Source organism: Aciduliprofundum boonei T469, from assembly GCF_000025665.1.
GTDB lineage: Archaea > Thermoplasmatota > Thermoplasmata > Thermoplasmatales > Aciduliprofundaceae > Aciduliprofundum > Aciduliprofundum boonei.
Genome location: NC_013926.1, coordinates 55,068 through 78,453, shown reverse-complemented (window position 1 = coordinate 78,453; position 23,386 = coordinate 55,068). Strand labels below are relative to the sequence as shown.

Sequence of the window (23,386 nt, the reverse complement as noted above, 5' to 3'; positions counted from 1 at the left end):
ATGCATAGAAGATGAAAGAAGATATGGAGAATATAAAAAGATTAGCGAATGGAGCAAGAAAAGAGATTCTTCTTATTTTAGAGGAGTATGGAGAAAAAGCCTCAAAAACAGTTCAGATGGGTGCATATGGGGCGCCCTCATCTCTTGTTGATGTCGAAGCTGAAAACAAGATAATTCAAATGGTGAAAGAGGAGGATATGCCCTATAACATATTCACAGAAGAAGCTGGATTCATCGATAGGGGATATGATAGAACTATAATCGTGGACCCGTTAGATGGTTCTTATAATGCCGAGAATGGAATACCATTCTATGCAGTTTCAATTGCTATAGGAAAAAAGAATTTGCAGGATGTAGAGTATGGAATTGTGAAAAATGTTCCCTTAAATGTAGATTACTGGGCAATAAAGGGCGAAGGAGCTTACAAGAATGGAAAAAAATTGAAAGTTGATGGTAAAAAGAATCTTTATGTGGTTTATTTAGGCAAGAAGGCTCATAAGCAATCTTTTGAACTTGCCCAAAAAATCAGAAGAACTCGTACCTTGGGTTCAGCAGCGCTGGAGATGTGCATGGTTGCAGAGGGTATAGCAGATATGTTCATCTACAAATTCAAAGAGAAAGGTTATCTCAGAATAGTGGATATTGCAGCAGCATATCTGATAGTTAAAGAATCTGGAGGAATTGTTGTGGATGGAATATTAAAACCCTTAGATATGGATATTCTTGGAATGGAAAGGAAGAATGTTATAGCTGCTGCAAACCCTCAACTTTTGGAGGTGTTTAGATGAGATATGGATTAATAGCCAATCCTGAGAAAGAAGAATGCATCAAATTTGCAAAGGAAATTATTGAAAAGTTAGATCCAGTGGTTGAAATGGAAACAGCTAAGGCTCTTGGTATGGATGGAATCTCCATTGAAGAAATGAATGTGGATGTTATAATCACAGTTGGAGGAGATGGAACTATTCTTTTAGCGTTGCAGAGAGCTAGAGGTAGAATATTGGGGGTGAATATGGGACTTTTGGGCTTCTTAACGGAGATAAGTCCTGAAGAATTGGATGATGCTATAAAGAGAATTGAAAGTGGAGATTATTTTATTGATAAAAGAATGAGGATAAAGGTTAGGCTTAATGGTGAAAGACTCTACGATTGCACCAATGAGGTGGTTATTCACACTGCAGAGATAGCAAAGCTTAGAAGTTATACTATATTCTATGAGAAAGAGCTACTAGATGAGTTTAGGGCTGATGGATTGATTGTAGCAACTCCCACAGGCTCTACATCTTACGCTTTGAGCGCTGGAGGTCCTATTTTACATCCAAATCTGGAAGGAATGGTTTTGACACCAATAGCTCCATTTAAGAAGTATCCTAAATCTTTTGTGCTTCCCGAAGGTAAGATTAGAATTGAACTAAAAGACGGCAGGTCTAATCTATTGGTGCTGGATGGGCAGTATAGTGTGAGAATTTCTAAAAAGGATATAGTAGAGATAGAGAAATCCGAAAATTATGCGGAGTTCATAAGGTTTAGTAATTCACCAATAAAGAGGATAAGGGAGAGATTGATAGGGTGAATAAGGTGTGGAAAATAAAGAAAGAAGTTCTTAAATTGATAATGGAATCTTCTAAATCCTCGTATCCAAATGAGTTTGGAGCATTTTTAAGGGCAAAGCATAATATAATTTATGAGATAATTTTACTCCCGGGCACTGTTTCAGGAGGAAGTAGCGTACTTTATAATCTTCTTATGAAGCCCATTGATTTTACCATAGTTGGCTCTGTCCATTCGCACCCTTCTGGTTTTCCCATACCTTCCCGTGCAGATTTGGATATGTTTTCTAAAACGGGTGATGTTCATATTATTGTGGCATATCCATATACTATGAATTCTTGGAAGGCTTACAATAGAATGGGTGAAGAAATAGAGGTAAAGGTAATTTGAAATATTTTAATTTAATAAAGGGTAGTATGGATCTCAGGGAAATAGGTGATTTAATAGAAGAGGAGCTTGATGAGAAGGACTCTGTTAGAGAGATAGCTATAAAATCAGCCAGGGTAATAATAAGAATGTCCTCTCAGTCAATAATAATGATGCATAGGAGAGAAGATGAAAGTGAGATTGTAAGGAAACTGAAAGAAGAGGTATGGCATTTAAAAAGTCTCTTAACTAACCAATATCCTGATTTACTTTATTCTGGTTTTGTTCAGAATGCGTTTCAAGAATATTGTGAATCGCAAATATTTAGGGCAATAATTCATAATAAACCAATACCATCCCACAAAGATTTGGGAATGAATCCAGAATCTTATCTGATGGGAATGGGGGATGTAGTTGGAGAACTCAGGAGAGAGGTTCTTGAAGCACTTAAAAATGAGAATTTTAAGAGAGCAGAAGAGTATCTCAGTATAATGGAAGAAATCTACGAGATGCTTATGCGTTTCAATTATCCGTCTGGTTTAGTTCCTCTTAAACCTAAACAGGATACTGCTAGGGCATTGATTGAAAAGACAAGGGGAGAACTGACTATGGCTATAATGACGGATAAAATAGCAAAAAAGATGGAAAATAAGAAAAATTAAATATCTTCAGTATTTTGATTACCTGTGGATGAGCCTACAAAAATTGTTGTGATGGGGGATGATCCGGAGAGTATCGCTCAGAATTATGAAGATAAGGAGCTCATAGTGATTTATCCCAAGGGTAAAAGGCCAAGAGCGGATATGCTTTTAAGGAAGAATATTGTTAGAATATTTTCAGATTATGGTAAATATCCAGATATAGAAGATTTGGAATTGATAAAAAATACCGTTTTTTACCTTCTTAACTCTTCTTACATAAATAACAGAGATAGAATACTTTTATTATTTTCAAAGGAAGGCGAGGAGCACAGGCTGTTTTTTGATATGAGCAAGATGAATTTGCCAAATTTGGTGAATATGGTATCTGATAGGATAAAAGGTGAAATTGTGGAAAACATTTTAAAACTTGCCATGTCGATTGTGAAAAAGGGAAGAGAGGGTACACCTGCAGGTGCACTCTTTATAGTTGGAGATACAAATAATGTTAAAAATTATGTAATTCAGAAGATAGCCAATCCAATAAGCGGGATAGATAGAGAGATGAGAAGTGTTTTAAACGAGGAAAATTTTGATACTCTAAGGGAGTTTGCCATCATGGATGGGGCCACATTAATAGATAACAGGGGTGTTGTAGTTTCCACGGGAGTTTATGTTAAGAATTTATCAATTGAAGAATGGCTTATGGATGGTTTTGGTGGAAGGCATCTGGCTGCGAGATCAATAACGAAACTTACAAAGGCTATAAGTTTTGCAGTTTCTGCAGAAGGCACAATAAGCGTTTACAGGGATGGAGAAAAGATATACGAACTCAAAGATTTTTAAGATTTTAATTCAATTTCAATATGTATCCCATCAGGAATTTGAATGCGCATAAGCTGCCGTAGTGCTCTTTCATCTGCATCTATGTCTATAAGCCTCTTATGAATACGCATTTCCCAGCGCTCCCATGTCTCGCTACCTTCACCATCTGGGGCTTTGCGCACTGGAACAACGAGCCTTTTTGTGGGTAACGGAATTGGTCCATGCAACTCCACGCCTGTTCTCTCAGCAATCTTTTTAATCTGATTGCAAACCTCATCCACCTTTTTATGGTCGGCGCCACTTAGCCTTATTCTGGCTCTATATACAGCCATTTATCTCACCAAAAATAAAAAAGTTAGAGAGTTTTTTTCTCCACTTCTATGCACTGGCCCGCAGCTACTGTCTGGCCCATATCCCTAACTGCAAATCTTCCAAGCTGTGGTATCTCTTTTACAGGCTCGATTACCATGGGTCTTGTGGGCACAATCTTTACCATGGCTATGTCACCAGTCTTCAAGAAATCTGGATGGTCCTGCTTTGTCTGGCCAGTGCGAGGATCTAGTGTTTTTATAAGCTCTTCAAACCTGCAGGCTATCTGTGCAGTGTGGGCGTGGAACACAGGTGTGTATCCAGGAGCTATAACGCTTGGATGGTTGAGTACCACAATCTGTGCAATGAAACTCTTTGCCACAGTGGGTGGATTGCTTGTATGACCGCATACATCTCCCCTCTTGATATCCTTCTTACCGATACCTCTAACATTGAATCCTATATTGTCTCCTGGATATGCTTCTTTCATTGGCTCGTGATGCATTTCAATGCTCTTTACCTCTCCGCTCTTGTTTGCTGGCATGAATGTCACTTTATCTCCAACCTTCAGCACACCAGTTTCTACTCTTCCAACAGGCACAGTGCCTATACCGGTGATGCTATAAACATCCTGAACAGGTATGCGCAAGGGCTTATCGGTGGGCTTAGGTGGAACTTTCAAGTTGTTGAGTAACTCCAGAAGAGTTGGACCCTTCCACCAGGGCATATTCTCGCTCTTCTTCATTATGTTGTCTCCCTTGTATGCAGATATTGGCACAAATGGAACATCTTTCCAACCTACAGCTGCTAATAGCTTTTCTACCTGCTCTTTTACCTCGTTGAATCTCTTCTCATCGTAGGGTGGCTTTGTAGCATCCATCTTGTTTATGGCTACAATCATCTGTGGCACTCCAAGAGTTCTTGCAAGGAATATGTGCTCCTTTGTCTGCTCCATAACTCCCTCTGGAGCTGCAACGATTAGAACTGCTGCATCTGCCTGAGATGTACCAGTAATCATATTCTTAACGAAGTCCCTGTGACCAGGAGCATCAATGATCGTGAAGTAATATTTATCAGTTTCAAATTTTCTGTGAGCAACATCAATGGTCAAGCCCCTTTCTCTCTCTTCCTTGAGCCTGTCCATAACGAAGGCAAATTCAAAAGTGCTCTTTCCGAGTTTCTCTGCCTCCTGTCTGTACTGGTCTATGACTCTCTGGTCTATTTCTCCATGCTCATAGAGCAATCTACCTACCGTTGTGGATTTACCGTGGTCAACATGGCCGATGAACACGATATTCATATGTGGTTTTTTATCTGCCATTTTTCATACCTCCTTCTTTTTCCCATATATGCATTATATATAAATCCTTTTCCTCATAACTCCGCATAATACTTTTCATCATAGGGCTCTGGTTTGAGTCCCTTCCTTTCGCGTATCTGCCTAACTATCTGTGGCTGTAAATCTCTTGGTACACGCTCATATCCTGCGTTTTCAGTGCTCCATAATACTCTGCCTCCTGTGGCACTTCTTATGGCAGAGGCGAATCCGAACATCTCAGCTACGGGAGCTTTAGCGTGTATGATTGTTTGATACTCTTCCTGCTCCATATCCACAATCACTCCTCTTCTCTGCTGTATTTCCCTTGTCACAGAGCCCACGAGCTCCATAGGCACATTGATGTAAATCTTCTGAATTGGTTCTAATAGAACTCTATTGCCCTGACACATTGCACCGTAGATGGCATTGCGCACTGCAGGTATAACTTGAGCAGGACCTCTGTGTATTGAATCCTCGTGAAGTTTCGCATCCACAAGTTTGACCTTTAGTCCATAAACCTTCTCATTTGCGAGAGGACCTCTCTCAACAGCCTCGAAAAACGCTTGTTTAACCAGCTCCATGGTCTCATTTAAGTACTGCACACCCCAAGTCATATCGAGCAAGATATTTGGACCGCGAATTGCCTCAACTTTCTTTGCCTCATCCCTGTTCATTCCGAGCTCTTCAAGCCTCTTTGCAAGATCTTTTCTGTTTTTGATTCTATCCATTTCTTCTATCTCTCCATCCACAATTGCCTGCACAACACTTTCTTCAAGGGGCTCAACTTCTATGTAGAATTTATTATGCTTGTTTGGACTCTTACCTTCAAATGGACCTCCTTTATGATCCACAGTCTCTCTATAAACCACTATTGGTGGTGAAGTTATTACTTCCACTTTATACTCATGGGTAATTCTGTAAATTGTAACTTCAAGATGCAATTCTCCCATTCCACTTAGCAGATGCTCCCCTGTTTCTTGATTTATCTCTATTTTCAAGCTCGGATCTGCCTTGGATATGGTGCGTAGGACTTCAATCAAGCGAGGTAAATCTTTAGTATGTTTTGCCTCAATTGCTACTGTGACCACAGGTTCGCTATAATGCTTCATCGGTTCAAATGGCTCTACATCTGGAATGCTTGATACAGTGGAGCCAGCAATAGCATCTTTCAAGCCTATAATCGCAGGGATATTTCCAGCATCTAACTCATCAACAGGAATTCTATCTGGACCAACCATCATAGAGAGCTGCTGGATTCTGTATTTGCGATTGCCCATACCCACTATGTAAAGTTCTTGCCCTCTTCTTAAAGTTCCACTAAACAGGCGACCCACAGCAACTTCCCCGGCATGAGGGTCCATAACTATTTTAGTTATCATCATACCAACTGGGCCCTTGGGATCGCATTTAATCATCGCTTGACCTAGAGGGGTGTTAATATCCCCCTTCCATATTTTTGGAATCCTGTAGGCCTGAGCCTCTCTTGGATTGGGAAGGTGCTGAATGACCATATCTAAAACTATTCTATGCAAGGGTGCCTTCTTTGCAAGCTCTTTGCTCTCACCTTTTTCAAGATGCTCAAAAACATCTTTGAATGATATACCAGTCTTCTTCATAAATGGCACACTTATGGCCCAATTGTGATATGCGGAGCCAAATGCAACAGTTCCATCCTCAACGCGAACCATCCACTTATCCTTAAATTCTTCTGGAGTGTATCTTCTAATCAGCTTATTTACCTCTTTTATAATTTTTTCAAATCTGGCCATCATCTGCTGGCCATCCAACTTTAATTCATTTATCAACCTATCCACTTTGTTTATAAAGAGCACAGGTCTGACTCTCTCCTTGAGAGCTTGCCTTAACACGGTCTCTGTTTGTGGCATAACACCCTCAACTGCGCATACGACCACTATCGCACCGTCCACTGCTCGCATTGCGCGGGTAACATCTCCTCCAAAATCAACATGTCCAGGGGTATCTAATAAGTTGATGAGATACTCGTTTCCCTCATATTCGTGAACCATACTGGCTGCAGCAGTGTTTATTGTTATTCCCCTTGCCTGCTCCTGCTCGTCAAAATCCAAAACCAACTGCTTTCCAGCAAGCTCTTCGCTCATCATTCCTGCTCCTGCAATCAGATTATCGCTTAGCGTAGTTTTCCCGTGGTCGATATGAGCCACGATTCCAATGTTTCTTATGTACTCGATGTTTCGCATAATTTTCATTGCTTTTTTGATATTATCCTCTTTCCTTCCCATCTAGACCACCTTATCTTGCAGATGCGGCAACGCGCTCAATTTCCTCCTTCTTGGAAACTGCAAAACTACTCACATCGTTTCTTGCAGCTTTTATAATTTCATCTGCTAAACATTCTTCTATGCTTTTAGAATTTTTGAAAGTGGAATTAACTGCTCCCAGAGCTATATTTCTCAAAGCTATATCCAATCTCCTTGAAGGTGCAACATCTACCGCTTTTGGTACGGCTATACCTGCCATCTTCAATCTTGTTACCTCTTCGCGGGGAGCAGCGTTCTGAATTGCATCAACCAAAACTTGTATGGGGTTCTGCTTTGTCTTTTTCTCAATAATCTCAAACGCTTTTTTTACCACATTGTACGCGCTCATCTTCTTCCCCGTATATTTTTCCGTGCGCATTAGATTGTTGATCAACCTTTCAACTATGTTCACTTGGGCTTTTCCTAAATGCTTTTTCACATGTCTTCCGTGAGAATGCAGGACCAGACGAGCGTCCAAGTTTATATATCTCACCAGTCCAGGATCTTTAACAACCACTTCCTTTGGATCATACTTGCCAAATATGAGAAAATCCATCTAAATCACCTCACAGGTTTCTCCTTGCGTCCACGCACAAGTTCGTTGAGAGAGATTCCATTTACCTTTATAACTTTATAACGCACCCCTGGAATATCACCCTTGGACCTTCCCAATCTTCCGCCGATTCCCTCAATTACAACCTCATCGTGCTCATCTATGAAATTTATGGCACCATTTCCAGGGGCGAAAGCAGTAACAACGCGTCCATTCTTTATGAGCTGAACCTTAACGCACTTCCTTATAGCTGAGTTTGGCTGCTTTGCTTCAATACCAACTTTCTCAATAACAATGCCCCTCGCCTGTGGGCTACCCTCTAAAGGATCGCTTTTCTCCTTGAGCCTCAATACTCTACGCTTATAATATCTATCACTCCATCGGAACTTTTCACGATCTTCCTTTAGCTTCCTTGCTGTGTACAATCCATTAGCCATTTGGCATCACCTTAAGTATGCCACCTAAACGGATGCCTATATAAAAAATTTATCTCAAAGAGCTCTAAATTTCTATACTTTTCGTTGAACAATCTTTAAATATGCCAATCATCAACACATTACCACATGTGCTATGATATGGCAATTTTTGCATTTCTTGATTTGTAATTAATCACGCTTCACAAAGGCATAGGCTCTGCTCTGGAAGATTTTGATGAGAGTGTGAAGGACAAAGATGAAAAAAGGGATATGGAGCAGTAAACTTTTTAATTCATATAAAGATGCCTCAGCGTGATTGAAAAAATTGCAGTTAGGGTCATTAGAAAGTGGATGAGGAAGGGAAATATGGCTAGGGCTATGAGAGATATCTTGCCTCGCTCTAGCTTGAGTTTTGAGGAAAGGGAGCAAGTGGCAAGAATAGTGCATGATGTTGTACGCTACAAGCTCTACTATGATTATATCATGGAAAAAAGAGGCATGAAAAAGAATGCGGAGAATTATGTAAAATTGAGCTTGAAAAAACCAAAGGTAAATACCCCATATCATATCCGAAATTCTCTATCTCTCAAGCTTGCAGAAGTTACTCCAAGAGAATTTATTGATATTATAAATAGAGAGCCTGATACTGTGCTATGCGTGAATTTGGCCAAAATTGACAGGGATAAGGCAATTGAAGAATTGGAAAGGGATGGAATTGATGCGGAGGAGTTTATACCAGAGAGCGCAATTAAAGCTGATAGCAAAGCTCGTTATTCTTCCTTAATCAAGAATGGTCTTGCCATTGTCCAAGATTCTTCAAGTCAAATCATTGCAAAGCTTGCAAGTTCTTTGGGGGAAGAGGTTTTGGATTATTGTGCTGGAAGTGGTGGAAAGAGTTTGGCTATGCATGCCCTAAATTCAAATTTGAAAATTCATGCTTACGATATAAATGAGAGAAAATTGAAGAGCTTGGAGAATAGAGCTAAAAAATGGGAGATGAATGTGTATATTTTTTACGATAAACCCTCAGGCGAGTTTCCTGTTGTGCTAGTAGATGCACCCTGCAGCGGTGTAGGTGCTGCAGCTAGAAATCCAGAGGCAAAGTATCAAGAAGATTTTGAAAAATTTGCAAAGATGCAGATGGAGATTTTGAACGAAGCGAAGGAGAATGTGAAGAGTCACGGATATTTGGTTTATGTTGTATGCTCGTATACTCCCTGGGAAACCGAAAATTTAATTGAAGAGTTTTTAAATAAAGCTCCATATTTTGTACCTCAAGAAATCAAATGCGAGTATGAAAGATATATAAAAAAGGGGAATTATGGCGCTTATATTCTTGCAGGGGATATTTTCTATGTAAGCGTTTTGAGAAGAGAATAGCAACTTATTTATAGTTTCAATGAAATTCAATTTTATGCCCAGTGTAGAAGAGCTTATCAGAGAACTCAGGATGGCCCTTAAAAAAGATGATGATGAGTTGAGAAAAGAAGTCGAGAGAATAGTTAGAAAATATGGTAGACGGAGGAAAAAAGGCTCCTTTGAGATGAAGGCGGGAGAGGCATACTACATAAACGAGAAAAATTCAAAATATGCCATAAAGATTTTCCAGCAAATTCTTGATAGAGGGCTAAATGGATTGTATATCACCAGGATAAATCCACAAACTTTGGAATTTGCGAATCAGGATAATGCTAAAGTAGTATGGCTCAGCAGTATAAGGGGGAAGGATAGAATTTCACCGGGAGATTTGACCAAGATTCATGCCACAGTTGTTGAATTTATGAAAGAGAATGAGAAAGGTGTTGTAGTGCTGGATGGAATAGAAACTATGATAACCAACACAAATTTTGTAAAAGTCTTGCACCTCTTGCAAAAGCTTAGGGATGTAGTTAGTGAAAACCATGGAGTTCTTTTAATTTCTATAGATCTGGATACTCTAAATCCCCAGGATAGAGCACTTTTCAAAAGGGAAATAATGAATGAAATCCCTCTAAAAATTTAATTTGCAGATCTCTTATTCACCACTATGCTGCAAGGAGCTGGCAATTTGTAAGATGCCTCTTTTAAGGCCTTTTTTGCTCTCTCTAAATGCTGGGGGTTTACCCTTGCTGTCATTATAACTTGACCCTCTCGCACTCTTGCAGCAGTACCCACAGGTTTTCCAAATGCGAGGCTCATTCCAGATGAAATTCTATCCGCTCCTGCGCCTGTGGCCATTTTATGCTCCCTTAGAACATGATGTGGATACACTCTTATCCAGAGATAATAATTGGCAGTACCAATTTTGCCCAAATACTTGTTTGCGATTATACGGGCAGCCTCAAGAGCAGTATGCCTAATCTGGCATGCCTCATTTATGACAAGACTAACTTCAATTGGAAAATCATTTTTAGCATCAACATTACCCATTTCAAAATGCACAATTTTTGGATTGGGTACTCCTCCCATATATTCGCGGCGAGTGTAAGCAGGACCGTCAATATTGTGATACATCCTTCCAGGCTTCCTTACCATTCATATCACCTTTAGGCGTGATTAGGAATTTGGTATTTATATTTTTGGTAAATGGCAGGAATAAAATTTATATATTTTACAACTTTCACAAAATTGTGAAATTTGAGAAAGATGGATTCACAAAAATAAGAGAGAGCATGGCTACGATATTTACAAAGGCGGGCTTGGGCCATATGGACGCTAATGTACTCTCAGAGTTGCTCATCTGGGATAGATATATGGATGTCGAAGAAATTGGCAGAAGTTTAAATTATAGTATTTCGGGGGTCACTGGAAGTTTGCACCGCCTTATGCGGATGCACCTTGTTATACGAAAAAAGATGGGGAAAAAATACTTTTATAGCTCTGAAAGTGACATTCTCTCAGTGTTTATTCGCTTGGTGCAGGAGATATATGAGCATGATCTTCCTAGGCTTCAGCGCATAGTGGATGAGGAGAGGGAATTGTTGAAGGAGACGGAGAAGAATGCCGTGGATGAGTTATATGTGAAGTTATCAAGAGCCAAAGAATATCTCGGCGCTTTGATAGAAATTTTAGAGGATTATAAAAAAGGAGGTGAATTAAATGACAAGAATAGTGCTAACTGCGGATGAAACGCTTACTAGCACATACAGGCACATACCTCTTCTTGATTTCCTTGGATGTGCTCCGGTGGAGCATGTACCTAAACCCATATACAATTTCTTAGATACGCAGGTGCCTGATGATAATGGAAAATTAACCTTTGCTCCTTATGGATTAAGAAAGGTGGAAGCGGCCCTTCTGCATCAAGGATTTAATAGAGATGAAATTGTTGTGGCACATCCAAGGTATGTGGAGAGATTCATAGATGAGAAAACAACGATAGTGGGAGTTAATACAATGGACCCCTATGGTCTTGGCCCTGTTACTATGATGTTTACTCAAGGTGGAAAATTAACCTCGTACACAAAACTAAAATTTACATCTTTAATGCGTAGAATAAGGGATTATAGAGAAAAGAAAGGATATAAGTTTAAGATAGAAGTAGGAGGTCCAGGCTCTTGGCAGCTTGAAGTTAAAGAAAAGCTAACTGAAGAGTTAAGAGTAGATCATATAATGATTGGAGAAACTGAGCATGTTATAGGGGATGTTTTCAGGGATATAGAATCAGGAAATGCTGAAAAAATTATTCATATAAAATCTTGGCCCAAGCTTGAAGAGATACCGAACATTGTTGCCCCAACTTTCAAGGGAATGATAGAGGTGATGCGTGGTTGCGGTAGAGGTTGCACATTTTGCTCGCCCAATTTGAGAACTGCAAGGTTCTACCCAATTGAAAAAATTTTGGCAGAGCTTAAAGTAAACATAAGAGCGGGGCAGAAAACCGCTTGGCTTCACAGTGAAGATATATTCAATTATATGGTTGAGGATAGAAGAAATTTTTATCCAAATGAAGATGCAGTGATAGGACTCTTTGAGGAAGTATTGAAACATGTTGAATTTGCTAATCCAACTCACGGTACTGCTGCCGGAGGATTGGCCGCACCTAGAATATTAAAGAGAGTGGCTGAATTAAATCATGCAAATATAAACCGGTGGGTGGGAATTCAGGTTGGATTTGAAACTGCTTCTCCAGAATTAATTAAAAGAATAGCTAATAATAAGATGAAGCCCTTTAGCCCGGAGGAATGGCCATGGGTTTTGCTAAATGGGACATATGCATTTAACAAATTTTTCTGGTTTCCAGCATACACGAGCATCGTGGGATTGCCCGGGGAGACTGATGAAGACGGGTATGATACAGCAAGGTTAATCATAACTATGGAGAAGAAATTGCGTGAAAAACTTGGAGAGAAGGCACATTTCACGGTTACGCCTTTGGCATTTGTTCCTATGGCTGCTTTAAAAGATGAGGAAGGATTCAATATCCAAGAGCAACTCACTCCTGGAAGAGTGATGCACATATATCATGCATGGAGACATCTTGCATGGGAAGTGGATCATGGATTGAAGAGGGTGACTCGTGGAAACCCAGCGTTTCTTGTGTTTGCACCTCTTGCCAAGATGGGTTCTAGGCTTCTTGTTAGAAGTATAAGGAAATGGGCAATGAAGAACGGAATTGATGTAGATAAACCATTGGAACCTATGAAATTAAAGATAGAAGAGATTGATGTTTAAATCCTTTCCACCTCTACCCATACAGAGTGTAAAGTAGTTCCTTTTCCATATTTTTCATTCATTTTGTTTGGGGTTAAGAAATTTGCATTCCATCCGATTTTCATTGGCCAGAATGCTTTGTACATGAGGGCTATACCTCTCTGAATATCATGGCTAATCTTTGCATTTGTTATTATCTCACCGTATTCATTGAAAACTCTGACTTTAGCGCCGTCTTTTATTCCCCTATCCAGTGCATCTTCGGGATTTAAATATATGTTTGTATCCACATATCCATAGGTATTGTAATATTGAGAGGATATAGTAAAAAGATATGTGGCACTTATGAGTTTTAACCCTCTTCCTTTTATCGGCATATATGTTGGAAAAGCGTTTAGACCCCTATTTTTGGCGCGGGAGGAGCTTATTTCAATTTTACCGCTCTCCGTCTTTGGCTCATAAGAGTCTATTGGAATTTTCAACACTCCTCTTTCTTTAAGCCTTTTATAAGATATGCCAAGAACATTTAGAGTTTTTCTTATAATTTCTTCGTCCTTCTCATATAGCGTTTTCTCTTTCAAATTCATTGCTTTAGCTAACATCCTTGCAACATCGCTATTGCTCTTTCCACTTATTTTCGTGAGTTTGTCATTGAATGAAATGTATCGATGGTAATAAGAATCAGCAATATCTACTCTCTCGAAGAATGTGTTTGATGGGAGAAAAATATCGGAAAATAAAGCGGTGTCTGTTAGAAAAATATCGTGCAAGACAATGAACACATCGCTACTCAATACTGCATCTCTCAATTTCCTCTGATTTGGTAAGGTGGCAAATGGATTTGTTCCGTAAATGAATACGAACTTAATCTTTTCATCTTCTATGTAATCTGCTAATTCCATATGTGTTATTCTATACCCTCCCTTCTTTCTTAGAGAAATTCCCCGTACATAATTCCGCGGAAGTATACGATTACTGTAAATGAACCCCCTCTTCTTTCCGATCAATGCAGGTAAAATAGATATGGCTCTAACTGCCTCCCCACCGTTTATTGTTCTTTGAAAGCCATACCCGATATGTACAATTCCTCTCTCCCTAGCATAGTTTATGGCAAAATCTTCGATTTTCTCTATGTCTATCCCGCTCTCTTCCGCCACGAAATTTAAATCTATTGATTTCAGATACTCTTTGAAATCTTCAAATCCTCTCGTATATGTTTCAACAAATTTTTCATCATACAAGTTCCTATCTACGATTATTTTTGCAATTCCCAGAGCAAAAAGTACATCCGTTTCTGGTTTTATCATAAAGAACTTATTTGACATCTTTGCAGTCTTTGTTTTTACTACATCAACATTCCATATGTCCAGACCCAATCTCTTTGTCAGATAAAATCCGTGTATGTTTGTCCATGCCGCGTTGATGCCCCAATATACAATTAAATTTTCATTTTCCAGTTCCTCTGGATCCATGCCCTGAGATGTGCCATAGATATCTTTGAGAGCTTCTTCTCCTGAGCGATCACAGATGGTATCCTCGATTATGCTTGCGTTGATATAATTGAACAATCTATGTGGAAAATTCGCATTCACAAAACCTCTATCTCCATAATAGTAGTATAGAAGTACGGAGCTCTCTCCGTATCCTTTAATTGTATCCTTTATCTTTTTTGCTATAATACTCATGGCATTATCCCAAGAGGTAGGATTGAATGATAAAGAGGGCTTTTTTCCCTTGCGATTTAGAGGGGTTTTTACTCTTTCCTTGCTGTATAACCATTTTGGAAGTAAGGCCCCTTTTGGACACAGAAAATTGCTGGTTACTTTATTTTTTGGGTTTGCTCTAACTCGCATTTTTCCATCTTTCATCTCACTTATCAATGAGCAAGTATCGTAGCAATCACGCATGCATACATTGAACTTCATCTTGGCTTTATGGTAATTCTTGTATAAGAATTTGTGCAAGATTGAATTGAGAGTTAGTTATAGAACTAGCCATTCAATCTCAGAAGATATTAGCTCAGATAACTTTTTATTTTTGATATTGCATAAATCAAATCCGAAAAGGAGAACTCTTCCTCCATCTATGTTGAACTTTATAGCTGCAGGCCTGTTTGGATTTTCGTATGTGGCGATAATTGATATATTGCCTGAATATGTAAAATATGATGCATTGGTCAAGTTGATTTCTGAGGAGAAACCTGTGTACCTCCTTATTTTAGTACTATTTTTAAAGATTTCAATTGAGTTCAGCGGACCGATGAGTTTTCCAGGGTAAAGAGAGAAATTGCAATTTTCATAATCTTTATTTTTCCAAATAACATATTTGGATATTATTGAAGCTCCTGCTGATATACCCAAGAAAGAGCCCCCTTCCCTAACATATCTCACTAAGTTCTCTCTTTCGGGATATGTCAATGAACCCATGATGTGATTTATATCTCCATTAGGAAATACAACCGCATCATATGAGCATAATTTTTGAATACTTGAAAAATTATTTGATACAATTTTCTCAATTTTAAAATTTTGTTCTTCAAATTCCAATTTTGAGATAACCGAGATATTTATAATTTCTGAGTAATTGTAGAGTCCAATGATAATTGGGCTATTTTTTATGTTTTTTATGTTGATGCAAAACGAATGCACTTCAATTTTTCTATCCATCTCAACTATCCTTATATGAGTAGCTCTTTTGAAATAGGGAACAAATATCTTGTGGAGCATAACGGGGCAATTTTCAGTGTAGTTTTTTCCATCTAATTCGATTTTGCCGATAAGTGGCACCTTGGAATACCATCTTACAAATAACCCCCCGTCCATATGAGTAATTCTAAAGCTTGGAGGGGTAGAATAATCATTAAAAAGAGGTACAATAAATACGAAAAATGCAATAGATAAGATGAGAATAGTCAATACAATAGCACCTATTTTCCTCACAGAGGCTCTAAATTTACACTTTATATAAACTTTGTGGATTTAAATAAAGGAAAAATTAAATACAAGAGTTTCAAATACTCTACATATGAAAGGCCTAATCCTTGCTGAAAATGATTTTGAAGATTTAGAACTGTTCTATCCATATCATCGTCTCAGAGAAGAGGGAATAGAGATGCTCGTAGCATCGTCTCAGAAAGAGCTTAAAGGAAAGAGAGGTTATAGCTTAAAGGCGGATATTGATTATGATGAGGTTAATCCTGATGATTTTGATATACTGGTAATTCCAGGTGGTAAATCTCCTGAGAGAGTTAGATTGCAGAAAAAAGCTGTGGATATAGTGAAGCATTTTTTCAATGAGAATAAGCCAGTAGCTATAATATGCCACGGTGTGCAAGTTCTAATATCCGCGGGAGTTGTAAAGGGAAGGAAGATGGCCTGCTGGTACGGGGTAAAGGATGATCTGATTGTGGCTGGAGGAGAGTTTGTGGATGGTGTCTCTGTAGATGGAAATATTGTATCTGCTAGGCATCCTGGAGATCTGGCAGAGTGGATGAAAAAGTTTATAGAACTATTGAGAAATAGAAAGTTATTATAGCCGAGTTCTATATACCTTTGGTGATCTTATGAGTCTAGAAGATGCCCTAAAAATAAAAGAGCTTGTTAAAAAGCATACAGAGTGGTTTCGTGACTCGCTTCCGATGATTGCCTCTGAGAATTTAATAAGTCCTATGGCTCAAGAATTCTTGATATCGGATTTGCATAACAGATATGCTGAAGGACTTCCAGGTAAGCGTTATTATCAGGGCAATATCTATGTTGATCAGATTGAAGAACTAACCACAGAGCTTGCAAAAAAGTTGTTCAAGGTGGATTATGCCGATGTTCGCCCAATAAGTGGAACAAATGCAAATCAAGCAGTACTCTTCGCATTAACAAAGCCGGGAGATGTTATAACAGGTCCTCCATTGCAAGGTGGGGCCCATATAAGCAGTGCAAAATTTGGAGCTGTGGGAATGAGAGGAGTTCACAAGATAGAGTATCCATTTGATGTGGAGGAGATGAACATAGATGTTGATATGAGTGCGAAGCTGATAAAAATAGTAAAACCCAAGGTAGCCCTGTTTGGAATGAGCGTTTTTCTATTCCCCGCACCTTTAAAAGAATTGCAAGATGCTTTCCAAGAAGCAGGCACGACGGTATGGTATGATGGAGCCCATGTTCTTGGATTAATCGCGGGTGGACAGTTCCAAGATCCTTTGAGGGAGGGAGCTCATGTTATGACGGGAAGTACCCACAAAACTCTTCCCGGACCGCAGAGGGGAATGATACTGGCAAATCCTCCCGGGGATGAGGAGAAAAGGGATAAGTTTTGGAAGAAAATTCAACGGGGCGTTTTTCCGGGAGTGATAAGCAATCATCATTTGCACCATATGGCTGCTCTGGCCATAACCCTTGCTGAGCATATCGAATTTGGAAAGCAGTATGCAGAGCAAGTTGTGAAGAATGCTCAAACATTGGCTCAAGAATTGTACGAGCTTGGATTCAAGGTGCTTGGAGAGAAAAATGGATTTACGAAGAGCCATACGGTACTTGTGGATGTGGTGGCTCAAGGTGGTGGAAGAAAGGTTGCCGAGGATTTAGAGAAGGCAAATATTATCTGTAATTACAATCTATTGCCCTATGATGATCCAAAGAAGCCTAGAAATCCAAGCGGGATAAGGCTCGGGGTGCAGGAATTAACCCGTTTAGGTATGAAAGAGAATGAAATGAAATATGTAGCAGAGTTGATAAAGAGAGTTGCAGTGGATGGAGATATAGAAGGTGTGAAGAAAGATGTAAAAGAATTAAAAGAAGAGTTCAACACCATCCATTACTGCTTCAATGAAGGTGTTGAAGCATATAAATTTTTAGAACTTGTAAAATAAATTTATTCTTTTTTCATTTTTTCTCCGTAATCATAGCCCTTCAGGAACGCCCTTTCGTTGAGTTCCAGAAATCTCTTTGGTATTCTCTCCTCTATGGATTTCCACATAGCATCTTTAGATACGACTCCTGTTATTGCGGTGAAGAATCCGAGCATCACAATATTTGCCACGATAGAATTTCCGATTTCTTCTGCAAATCTTGTTGCTGGAATTTTGTATATTTTGAAATTCTTTGCCTTCTCATCCGGTTTCACCAAGTCCTCATCAATTATCAATGTACCTCCTTCTTTTAATTTATCGAGGTAATCTCTGTAAGCGCTCTGGCTCATTAGAACGAGGTAATCAGCGTTTAGAACCTGAGGGTATGTAATTTTCTCATTGGAAATTATTACCTCACTCGTACTTGCTCCTCCTCTTGCTTCTGCGCTGTAATCTTGAGTAAATGCGCTCTCCTTTCCGTCATAAATCGCAGCAGCCTTGGCGGTTATGTATCCTGCAGTGATTATACCTTGACCACCCAAACCACCGAATTTTATTTCTATTCTCATTTTCGAGCCCTCCTTATTATGTCTTCATATCTTTCCTCGTAAGTGGGTATGCCCTGAACATCTCTAAACACGCCTACTACGATTTTTCCATTATAGCTCAATTCTAGTTCTTCAAAGGAGGCGTCATCTTTTCTTACAGAGTTTTTCTGGAAATAGTGCATCATCTCCAAGGGTGTTTTCATATCGTTTCTTCTTCCATACACAGTTGGGCATTGGGATATGATCTCTATAACTCTAAATCCTTTTTTGTGCAATGCATGGTATATACTATTCTGTATCTGATTCACATGATAGGTAGTCCATCTTGCTACATAGGGTGCCCCTAGGGATATGGCTAGATGGGGTATGTTGAATGGTCTATCAGGGTTTCCATAAGGCGTGGTAGTTGTATATGCGCCTGTAGGTGTAGTGGGTCCATGCTGTCCGCCAGTCATTCCATATGTGAAGTTATTAACTGCGATTATGAGCAAATCATGGTTTCTACGAGCAGCATTCACAAAATGATTGCCGCCTATGGCAAATAGGTCTCCATCTCCGCTGAATACAACTACATTCAAATCCGGTCTTGCAAATTTTATACCCACTGCGAATGGTATACCCCTTCCATGTGTGGTATGGAATGAATCTACATTTACATAGCCTGCTGCTCTACCAGTGCATCCTATGCCCGATACCACTACAAGTTTATTTGGGTCCATTTTTGATCTAATGAAAGCCCTCAAAAATGCGTTTAAAACTATACCTATCCCGCAGCCAGGACACCAAACATGTGGCAACCTGTCAGTGCGCAAAAGTTTTTCTTGCTCTTTTCTCATCTCTTCCATTGGATTCATTGTACTCCCCTCCTTATTGCTTTTAGAACCTCTTCAGGTTTGTGTATCTCTCCGCCCATCTTCGGAAGGAGCTCAACATCCTTTGTGTACTCTCTAACTTTATGATAAATTTGTCCGTAATTTATCTCAGCCACAATGTAATGAACATTGTATTTTTCTATGAATTTGTATGGAAATGGCCAGATAGTTATTAGGCGAAGCATACCTGCTTTTATTCCTTCTCTTCTTGCAAGGTCTACTGCAAATCTAACACTCCTTGATTCACTTCCCATGGCAATTACTATAACATCCGCATCATCTGTTTTGTACTCTTCTACCTTCCAAATTTCTTCTGCATGCTTTCTTATTTTGTCATTCAATCTTTTTACCAACTTTTCTTGGGCTTGAGGAGTCAACTCAGGATAGCCCTTTTCATTATGTGTTAACCCAGAAGCGTGTATCTTGTACCCTTCACCAATTCTTGGCATAGGTGGAATTAAATCATCATCCGCCTTGTAAATCAATGTTTCTCCTGGAGGAGTTGTTGGTCTCTTTCTCTCAATTCTAACTATCTCATCATCTGGTGGAACATAGATTTTCTCATACATATGGGCCAACATAGCATCTATCAGAAACATTACAGGAACCCTGTATTTCTCAGCATAGTTGAAAGCATCAATCATCAGATCAAATGTTTCCTGCACACTATCTGGATACAGAGAAATTATTTCATAGCTCCCATGGGAGCCCCATTTAGCCTGCATTAAATCTCCCTGACCTATGAGTGTTGGTAATCCAGTGGAAGGTGCACCCCTCATAGCATTTACCACAACTATTGGTACCTCTGTCATTGCAGCCAATCCAATATTTTCGTTCATAAGTGATATTCCGGGACCTGCTGTTGCAGTCATAACTTTTTTTCCAGTCCAAGAAGCACCTATTATAGCTGCGATAGAACCTATTTCATCTTCCATCTCTATGAATTTACCTCCTTCTTGAGGTAATCTAAGTGCCATTCTTTCCGCTATCTCGCTACTTGGAGTTATTGGATATCCTGCATAGAATCTACATCCCGCTGCAATTGCCCCTTCGGCTGCAGCTATATCACCACTCCAGAAATAATAACCAGGCTTCATTTTATCTCCTCCACAATTATTGCAAAATCTGGACAATAGAGCTCGCAAAGGTGGCAAGCAATACAAACCTTATTTGGCGGCTCTTCCACAAGTTTTGGTGGATGATAGCCCTTCTCATTTAGATGCTCAGATACTTGAAGAACCTTTGTAGGGCAGTATTCAATGCAATACCAGCATCCTTTACATCTCTTTTCATCTATTGTAACCTTGCCTCTCTTTTTAGGAGGCTTTGCTTTTTGTTCACTCAATTTTCACATCCTCCTTTGGTTTTTGGTAGGTATTACGGGATATATAAAAAAACTTGCGGTGATTTGATATTTTATAAGGAAAATTTATTAAGGTTTATTTCTATTAATCCTTATGTGGTTCACATATGCCTCTTCTATATCTTTAGTGGCCACTGTGATAAGCGCAGTCCTAGTGTATCTTATACTTAAAGCGAATATTAAAAAACCAGGTAACCTTGCCGCTTTTGTGATGTTTTTGGGAGTTTTAATATGGAGCTTTGGAGAACTACTTGAGAGAATTGCTGGACCCCCTCCCGCTGATGAAACTCTTGCTTATTTGGGGGCCTTAACTCTCTGTGTTGGAATATTTATAACTCCTGCGGGATTGATACATTTTGCGATAGATTATCCGTATAGAATAAAAATGAAAGCATCAACTCGCAAGTACATTCTATATGCAGTTTATATTCTCTCTTTTGTTGGAATAGCACTCATACCATTCAATAGTTTACTTGGGAATATAGTAATCAGAGGTGTAAGCCCTTACAATGCTCTTGGTATAATTATTTGGGGATTAGAATCGTCAGTATTGCATAAGTTCTTTGCAACATGGGATTTTATAGCTGCTTTGATAATGATAGGTATCCTCGTAATGAAACTAAAGGGAGTGGATATGTATATAATAAAAAATCAAATCATTATAACTCTCATTGGATTCCTAATAATGTTCTTTATGGTCGTTTTTACATCCTTTGTCCCAACTATGATGAATATAAATATGTATCCCCTAAATACACTTGCATTTTCAATATTTGGCTTGTTCGTCATATACACTGTGCATAGATACAGGCTATTTTTGGTAGCACCTGTTCAAGAAGAAGCTGTTGAGAGTGAAGAGATGCCAGATATGGGAATATACGAAATGAAAAAAGATGAGGCGTATCATAAATTCATGTTGCTGGTGAAATCTGGTAATACGGGTGTTGCTTTCATATCTGAGAATGCCGAGGATTTCAAGAAAAAGCATGGCCTGAAAAATACATCTATTTACGAGATAAGCAAAGAAGGGGGCAAGAATAGGTTAAATCCAGAAAATAAGGAGCATATGGAGATGATAGGGTTTATAATAACATCTCTGCTGGAGCAGGTATACAAGCCGGTGATACTTTTAGACCTCTCAGAGCCTTGGTTAAAGGAGGAGACCCGCAAAATACTAAAGGAAAAGATCCAGAACATTTCCTCGGTCTATGGCGGAGTATATCTTCTAGTAGGATAACTCATCTTTTTTATTTATTTTAGAACTTCCTTTTACTCTTATCTTTAGGTCATTCTTGGCGGGCAGCAGCACTTTTATTGCTTGTTTCTCCTATTACTTAACCTAAAAAATTTCTTTCCGGGTAAAGCCGCTTTCTTCCTAAGAAAGGGGCTTAATGGACCGGGCGGGATTTGAACCCGCGGCCTCCACCATGCCAAGGTGGCGATCTTCCGGGCTGATCTACCGGCCCTTAGAGAGGAGAAAAGAATGAGCCATATAAAATTTTTTGGTTATACCTTTACCTTTGCCCATTTTCCTCTTCTGAATTCCAAGAACATCCAAATTGCTCTAATGAATGTCTCTACAAACATTCCAAGCCATATGCCTATTAACCCCATTCCTAGTGGAAATGCTAAAAGAACTGCTATCCCTAATCTAACTCCCATAAGTCCAGTTAAGTTTATTATCATTGGCATTGTTGTATAACCTGCTCCTCTCATCCCTCCGGCAAGGGTAAAGAGCGCTCCAAGAGCTGGCTCTGTCATTCCCATTAATAATAGGTATATAGATGCAAGGTGAATTATCTCTGCATCACCTGTAAAGAGTTCTGCCAAGTATTTTGGGAAGAAAACCATGAATGCACCTGCTATCCCCATAAATAGCATGCTCATCTTAGTTGCTTCAATCGCGGCACTTCTCGCTTTTTCTATATTTCTCTCACCTAGATATTGTCCAACGAGTGTTGTAGCAGCTATGGAAAATCCGAATGCGGGCATATAGGCTACGCTCTCCGCCTTAAGTCCGACTTGGAATGAAGCATAACCGATAGGGCCAGAAGCAAGAAAAATAAGGAATGTGTAAATAAAGGATGTAATTGCCCACATGCCTCTCTCGATTCCTGCGGGAATGCCTATTCTGAAAATTTTTTTCATCATTTTTACATCTCCCTTCTCCCTTGATAGCAAGTTTGGAGATATTATCAATTTTCCACGATTTTGCATAATCAGGTAAATTAAAGAGGCAAAGAGGTATGATGAGCCGGTTGCAATGCCTGCACCCATTACTCCGAGTTCTGGAAATCCAAAATTGCCGAATATTAGAGTGTAGTTCCAGAACACATTCCAGGAATTTGCGTATATATCCACGATCATGGGAGTTTTGGTATCTCCTGCAGCTCTCATTGCTGAGTTGTAAACTGCCAAGAATACGGCAAAGGGATAGAATATGAAAATCCCCATTATGTAATGATATGAAGCGTTTATAACTGCCTTATCAGCTCCAAGTGCCGTGGGGAGGGTCCATCCTAAAAACACGCCGAATAGAGAGATTGGAATGGAGATGAGGATGAGAAGTATATAGAGATTTTCAAATGTGAATTTTGCCTCTTTGTAATTTTTCTCGCCCCATCTTCTTGCCATTATTGCAACTCCTCCAGTGGCTAGGCCCATTATGAGAGGAAATGTTAGAAAATACAGCATTCCACCAATTCCAGCAGCGCTTAAGCTGATTGCAGGATTTCCATATCTTCCAAGCATCATAGCATCCACAATATTTTGAAATGTGTAAAGCAGATTTGAGATAACGGCAGGAATTGCAAGTTTTAACACGATCCTCCTCAATTGCACATTCATACAATAGTAATTGAGTAGATAAATTT

The 23,386-nt window shown here is 39.3% G+C and carries 25 protein-coding genes and 1 tRNA gene; 12 read left to right on the top strand and 14 right to left on the bottom strand.

What is annotated here, in order from left to right:
* Positions 1–11 precede the first annotated feature (11 nt).
* From ABOO_RS00420 to ABOO_RS00400, 5 genes are read left to right on the top strand one after another with little or no spacing between them, the layout of a single operon-like run.
* Entirely contained in the window at positions 12–788 is a 777-nt protein-coding gene (locus tag ABOO_RS00420) for an inositol monophosphatase family protein (protein ID WP_008085120.1), read from the top strand.
* Positions 785–1,573, top strand: a complete 789-nt coding sequence (locus ABOO_RS00415) for an NAD(+) kinase (RefSeq protein ID WP_008085059.1) — start codon at positions 785–787, stop codon at positions 1,571–1,573. The genes ABOO_RS00420 and ABOO_RS00415 overlap by 4 nt, the downstream gene beginning before the upstream one ends.
* The gene (locus ABOO_RS00410) at positions 1,570–1,941 is read left to right on the top strand and encodes a Mov34/MPN/PAD-1 family protein (protein ID WP_008084973.1); all 372 of its coding nucleotides are present in this window, start codon (positions 1,570–1,572) and stop codon (positions 1,939–1,941) included. Before ABOO_RS00415 ends, ABOO_RS00410 begins: the two co-directional genes overlap by 4 nt.
* A gap of 26 nt (positions 1,942–1,967) precedes the next feature.
* Positions 1,968–2,579, top strand: coding sequence for a translin family protein (locus ABOO_RS00405; protein ID WP_008084807.1), 612 nt, complete (start codon positions 1,968–1,970; stop codon positions 2,577–2,579).
* A gap of 24 nt (positions 2,580–2,603) precedes the next feature.
* Positions 2,604–3,401: a DNA integrity scanning protein DisA nucleotide-binding domain protein gene (locus ABOO_RS00400; RefSeq protein WP_008085050.1), complete on the top strand. Its 798-nt coding sequence runs from the start codon at positions 2,604–2,606 to the stop codon at positions 3,399–3,401.
* Here the strand turns inward: ABOO_RS00400 and rpsJ are convergent.
* From rpsJ to ABOO_RS00375, 5 genes are read right to left on the bottom strand one after another with little or no spacing between them, the layout of a single operon-like run.
* Positions 3,398–3,712: a 30S ribosomal protein S10 gene (gene rpsJ / locus ABOO_RS00395; protein WP_008084981.1), complete on the bottom strand. Its 315-nt coding sequence runs from the start codon at positions 3,710–3,712 to the stop codon at positions 3,398–3,400. The genes ABOO_RS00400 and rpsJ overlap by 4 nt on opposite strands.
* A gap of 23 nt (positions 3,713–3,735) precedes the next feature.
* Positions 3,736–5,010, bottom strand: a complete 1,275-nt coding sequence (gene tuf, locus ABOO_RS00390; RefSeq protein ID WP_012997032.1) for a translation elongation factor EF-1 subunit alpha — start codon at positions 5,008–5,010, stop codon at positions 3,736–3,738.
* A 53-nt stretch (positions 5,011–5,063) separates the two neighbouring features.
* Positions 5,064–7,268: an elongation factor EF-2 gene (locus tag ABOO_RS00385; protein WP_012997031.1), complete on the bottom strand. Its 2,205-nt coding sequence runs from the start codon at positions 7,266–7,268 to the stop codon at positions 5,064–5,066.
* A gap of 10 nt (positions 7,269–7,278) precedes the next feature.
* Positions 7,279–7,842 (bottom strand): 30S ribosomal protein S7, encoded by a 564-nt coding sequence (locus tag ABOO_RS00380; RefSeq protein WP_008085461.1) that lies wholly within the window; start codon positions 7,840–7,842, stop codon positions 7,279–7,281.
* 5 nt (positions 7,843–7,847) lie between these two features.
* Complete coding sequence (locus ABOO_RS00375; RefSeq protein ID WP_008085533.1) at positions 7,848–8,276, bottom strand: 30S ribosomal protein S12; 429 nt, start codon at positions 8,274–8,276, stop codon at positions 7,848–7,850.
* A 291-nt stretch (positions 8,277–8,567) separates the two neighbouring features.
* Between ABOO_RS00375 and ABOO_RS00370 the strand changes: the two genes are divergently transcribed.
* Positions 8,568–9,635: an RsmB/NOP family class I SAM-dependent RNA methyltransferase gene (locus tag ABOO_RS00370; RefSeq protein WP_008085552.1), complete on the top strand. Its 1,068-nt coding sequence runs from the start codon at positions 8,568–8,570 to the stop codon at positions 9,633–9,635.
* A gap of 34 nt (positions 9,636–9,669) precedes the next feature.
* A complete protein-coding gene (locus tag ABOO_RS00365; protein ID WP_236614186.1) occupies positions 9,670–10,257 on the top strand; it encodes a DUF835 domain-containing protein in 588 nt (195 codons plus the stop codon).
* Here the strand turns inward: ABOO_RS00365 and ABOO_RS00360 are convergent.
* Positions 10,254–10,769 (bottom strand): 50S ribosomal protein L16, encoded by a 516-nt coding sequence (locus tag ABOO_RS00360; protein ID WP_008085415.1) that lies wholly within the window; start codon positions 10,767–10,769, stop codon positions 10,254–10,256. The genes ABOO_RS00365 and ABOO_RS00360 overlap by 4 nt on opposite strands.
* 95 nt (positions 10,770–10,864) lie before the next feature.
* On the opposite strand from ABOO_RS00360, the gene ABOO_RS00355 reads away from it, so the two are divergent.
* Both ABOO_RS00355 and ABOO_RS00350 read left to right on the top strand, forming a co-directional pair.
* Positions 10,865–11,362, top strand: coding sequence for a GbsR/MarR family transcriptional regulator (locus ABOO_RS00355; protein ID WP_012997030.1), 498 nt, complete (start codon positions 10,865–10,867; stop codon positions 11,360–11,362).
* Complete coding sequence (locus tag ABOO_RS00350) at positions 11,334–12,908, top strand: B12-binding domain-containing radical SAM protein (RefSeq protein WP_008085453.1); 1,575 nt, start codon at positions 11,334–11,336, stop codon at positions 12,906–12,908. Before ABOO_RS00355 ends, ABOO_RS00350 begins: the two co-directional genes overlap by 29 nt.
* Here the strand turns inward: ABOO_RS00350 and ABOO_RS00345 are convergent.
* The gene (locus ABOO_RS00345; protein ID WP_012997029.1) at positions 12,905–14,812 is read right to left on the bottom strand and encodes a molybdopterin-dependent oxidoreductase; all 1,908 of its coding nucleotides are present in this window, start codon (positions 14,810–14,812) and stop codon (positions 12,905–12,907) included. The two genes, ABOO_RS00350 and ABOO_RS00345, sit on opposite strands and share 4 nt — an antisense overlap.
* A 57-nt stretch (positions 14,813–14,869) precedes the next feature.
* On the bottom strand, positions 14,870–15,826 hold the full coding sequence (locus ABOO_RS00340; RefSeq protein ID WP_008085398.1) for a hypothetical protein: 957 nt from the start codon (positions 15,824–15,826) through the stop codon (positions 14,870–14,872).
* A gap of 85 nt (positions 15,827–15,911) precedes the next feature.
* On the opposite strand from ABOO_RS00340, the gene ABOO_RS00335 reads away from it, so the two are divergent.
* The gene (locus ABOO_RS00335) at positions 15,912–16,421 is read left to right on the top strand and encodes a type 1 glutamine amidotransferase domain-containing protein (protein ID WP_008085368.1); all 510 of its coding nucleotides are present in this window, start codon (positions 15,912–15,914) and stop codon (positions 16,419–16,421) included.
* Positions 16,422–16,449: 28 nt separating this feature from the next.
* Positions 16,450–17,751, top strand: coding sequence for a serine hydroxymethyltransferase (gene glyA / locus ABOO_RS00330; RefSeq protein ID WP_008085429.1), 1,302 nt, complete (start codon positions 16,450–16,452; stop codon positions 17,749–17,751).
* Positions 17,752–17,753: 2 nt separating this feature from the next.
* Here the strand turns inward: glyA and ABOO_RS00325 are convergent, their stop codons facing one another.
* Genes ABOO_RS00325 through ABOO_RS00310 form a run of 4 tightly spaced genes read right to left on the bottom strand, consistent with a single transcriptional unit; the run spans position 17,754 to position 20,495 of the window.
* Positions 17,754–18,299 carry a 2-oxoacid:acceptor oxidoreductase family protein gene (locus tag ABOO_RS00325; protein WP_008085482.1) on the bottom strand — a complete coding sequence of 182 codons (546 nt, stop codon included), beginning with the start codon at positions 18,297–18,299 and terminating at the stop codon, positions 17,754–17,756.
* Positions 18,296–19,132, bottom strand: coding sequence for a thiamine pyrophosphate-dependent enzyme (locus ABOO_RS00320; protein WP_008085366.1), 837 nt, complete (start codon positions 19,130–19,132; stop codon positions 18,296–18,298). The genes ABOO_RS00325 and ABOO_RS00320 overlap by 4 nt, the downstream gene beginning before the upstream one ends.
* The gene (locus ABOO_RS00315) at positions 19,129–20,247 is read right to left on the bottom strand and encodes a 2-oxoacid:acceptor oxidoreductase subunit alpha (RefSeq protein ID WP_008085424.1); all 1,119 of its coding nucleotides are present in this window, start codon (positions 20,245–20,247) and stop codon (positions 19,129–19,131) included. Before ABOO_RS00315 ends, ABOO_RS00320 begins: the two co-directional genes overlap by 4 nt.
* Positions 20,244–20,495 (bottom strand): 4Fe-4S dicluster domain-containing protein, encoded by a 252-nt coding sequence (locus tag ABOO_RS00310; RefSeq protein WP_008085425.1) that lies wholly within the window; start codon positions 20,493–20,495, stop codon positions 20,244–20,246. The genes ABOO_RS00315 and ABOO_RS00310 overlap by 4 nt, the downstream gene beginning before the upstream one ends.
* Positions 20,496–20,607: 112 nt before the next feature.
* Between ABOO_RS00310 and ABOO_RS00305 the strand changes: the two genes are divergently transcribed.
* Positions 20,608–21,750, top strand: a complete 1,143-nt coding sequence (locus tag ABOO_RS00305; protein WP_008085362.1) for a histidine kinase N-terminal 7TM domain-containing protein — start codon at positions 20,608–20,610, stop codon at positions 21,748–21,750.
* Positions 21,751–21,905: 155 nt separating this feature from the next.
* Here the strand turns inward: ABOO_RS00305 and ABOO_RS00300 are convergent.
* Both ABOO_RS00300 and ABOO_RS00295 read right to left on the bottom strand, forming a co-directional pair.
* Positions 21,906–21,979, bottom strand: a tRNA-Ala gene (locus ABOO_RS00300).
* A 40-nt stretch (positions 21,980–22,019) separates the two neighbouring features.
* Positions 22,020–23,360, bottom strand: a complete 1,341-nt coding sequence (locus ABOO_RS00295; protein WP_008085528.1) for an MATE family efflux transporter — start codon at positions 23,358–23,360, stop codon at positions 22,020–22,022.
* Positions 23,361–23,386 lie beyond the last annotated feature (26 nt).